The sequence below is a fragment of the Brunnivagina elsteri CCALA 953 genome, assembly GCF_002289455.1.
In the GTDB taxonomy this organism is placed as follows: domain Bacteria; phylum Cyanobacteriota; class Cyanobacteriia; order Cyanobacteriales; family Nostocaceae; genus Brunnivagina; species Brunnivagina elsteri.
On record NZ_NTFS01000649.1, the window covers coordinates 1 to 2300 of the forward strand.

At 35.8% G+C, this 2300-nt stretch carries 3 protein-coding genes; 2 read left to right on the top strand and 1 reads right to left on the bottom strand.

What is annotated here, in order from left to right:
• Positions 1-520: 520 nt before the first annotated feature.
• Entirely contained in the window at positions 521-898 is a 378-nt protein-coding gene (locus CK510_RS29495; protein WP_095724999.1) for a hypothetical protein, read from the top strand.
• A gap of 5 nt (positions 899-903) precedes the next feature.
• A complete protein-coding gene (locus CK510_RS29500) occupies positions 904-1338 on the top strand; it encodes an HNH endonuclease (protein WP_095725000.1) in 435 nt (144 codons plus the stop codon).
• Between the two features lie 12 nt (positions 1339-1350).
• Here CK510_RS29500 and CK510_RS29505 read toward each other — a convergent pair whose 3' ends face one another.
• Positions 1351-2223, bottom strand: a complete 873-nt coding sequence (locus CK510_RS29505; protein WP_095725001.1) for a hypothetical protein — start codon at positions 2221-2223, stop codon at positions 1351-1353.
• Between the last annotated feature and the right edge of the window lie 77 nt (positions 2224-2300).

The window sequence follows — 2300 nt, forward strand, 5'->3', positions numbered from 1 at the left end:
TTTCGGCAAGTGTTTTCTGGGTATAGATTACGTTTTCATATACCATGCTCGCTTAATTCCAACTGAATATGAGTGTTTATGATGAAAGGGACAAGCTCAAGTGTTGCGACAATATTTGTGGAATAAAAAATATTTAACAAATCCAGTCGCTTTAGTTAGGATTTAATTGAACTTAAGCTGAGTTAAATTTCTGCCCAATTCAACAAACAATTGTTAGGTTACATATTGGCTACTGGCAATGCAACTAGGTTTGTGTATGTGGCTTGAAAGAAATATAAAAATTACTTTTGAGAAAAAATTACTCTAACAGAAATTTATGCAGAAAAATTCAATTACTACATTTCGTATAATAAAATGAGGAAAAAGAATCCTCCTATTTGGAATGGACTGGATTTAATCACGAACTGGATAGAATTTGCAGTAGAAACAATCACACGCAATGGGTCGCTGGGATAAAATCGACTTGAAGAATATCAAGCTATAATTGGGAAACAAGATAAGTCGTATAGCGAACTGAGCAATGGCAGAATTAACGATTCAAATTTCTGATGAACTCGCTCAACGTTTAGAACCTCTGCAAAATCGTTTACCCGAATTGCTGTGGCAGTTGTTAGACGTTGCAAATTCATCAACAACTTCTCAGCCAATAGTTCAAACTAGGACTACAGATATTCCCGCAGTTTATCAAGAAGTTCTCGATTTTTTAATTAAGCGTCCAACACCTGAAGAAATAATTGCTTTTAAAGTTTCAGCCCAAGCTCAGAAACGGTTGTCAGAGTTATTAGAAAAAAACCGTTCTGCAACACTTAGCTCGATGGAATTAGCTGAATTAGATGTTTACGAGCAATTAGAACATATGATGATTTTATTAAAGGCACGGGCTTTCAAACGCGATTAATAAAGATGACTTCTGATTATATTTCTGTCGAACTACGTAAGCTGATAATAAATAGAGCTTCAAAACGCTGTGAATATTGTCTTATTCATCAGGATTTTTCTATTTATACTCACGAAGTAGACCATATTATTCCTATAAAACATAGTGGTGAGACTGCTGCGGATAATTTGGCACTTTCATGTTTATCTTGTAATCGCCATAAAGGTTCTGATTTTGCGACAATAGACCAAGTAACCAAAGAAATAGTCCCTTTATTTAATCCCCGTCGTCAGGTTTGGGACGAACATTTTTGTATTACAAATGCGCGAATAGAAGGGAAAACTCAAATTGGGCAAGCAACTGCAAGATTGCTTCAGTTAAATATTCCCAATCGCGTGCTTGAACGGCAAGTTTTGATAAGTCAAAGTCAATATCCAGACCAAAAATCCAGTTCAATGTAGTGAAAAAAGCAGCTAAAACTCCAAGAAAAAACCAGGTTGGGTTGCCTCATAATAATTTGCACAAAAAAACTCAAATCCAAAACATACACCCAACAACCATAATCCGAGAGCAATGTCACGTTCCGTCACCATCCCTAAATTAGCAACCAATTCCTTGAATGTAGTTTTATCTAAGTCTTGATATTGATAAAGTTCAGATTGTAGTTTTAAAAAAATAATTATTGATGTGGCACTTAATTTAAGATTTAAAGCAGTATCAAACAAAACCATTACATCATTCGCTTTTTCCAATAAATAGTCAAGCGTAGCACTTTTATTCTCATGGGCAATTGCTTTCAAACAGGAACGATATTTGTCCAACAAATTAGCAATATCATTGTTATCTGAGTAAAGCTTGCTAACGATTATCCCAAAATCATAGAAATAACCAATATCAGAAGTGGGCATGACTTCATGACGACTGTAGCACAGTAAGTTTTCAATTAACGTACCATTGAGGGGAAATTGTTCGCCACAGGAACTGCGAGATGCACCCAGCAAAGTATCATGTTTGAGCAGTTCTATAGTATCTTGATATTTAGCCATATCCAGTCGAGCAATAAGAAGTAATGCTGCACCACCCATCAATGATAAAGAAGATTGTCGCAGTTGAACGGAGGCATTAACATAACTCTCAAATATCGGCTTGCCTAAGTTAATATTGCTATCAACCCGCCCCTGAAGCAACCGTTTACCGCGTGAAGTAATTGGATAAACACAATCCAAATTATCTATGGAAATATCCATAAATACAGGTTTACCTTCGTCAAAGCAATAGTGCGGCACTGTTGAAATATTTTCAACTCTCGCAATTAGTACTTCGTAATCTTCATCATAGTCGGGCATGGGTACATCCCAGTTTTTATTCTTCCAAGAAAGATAAATAAATCATGAGAAAGTAAAGGGAAATTAAACGCGAACGC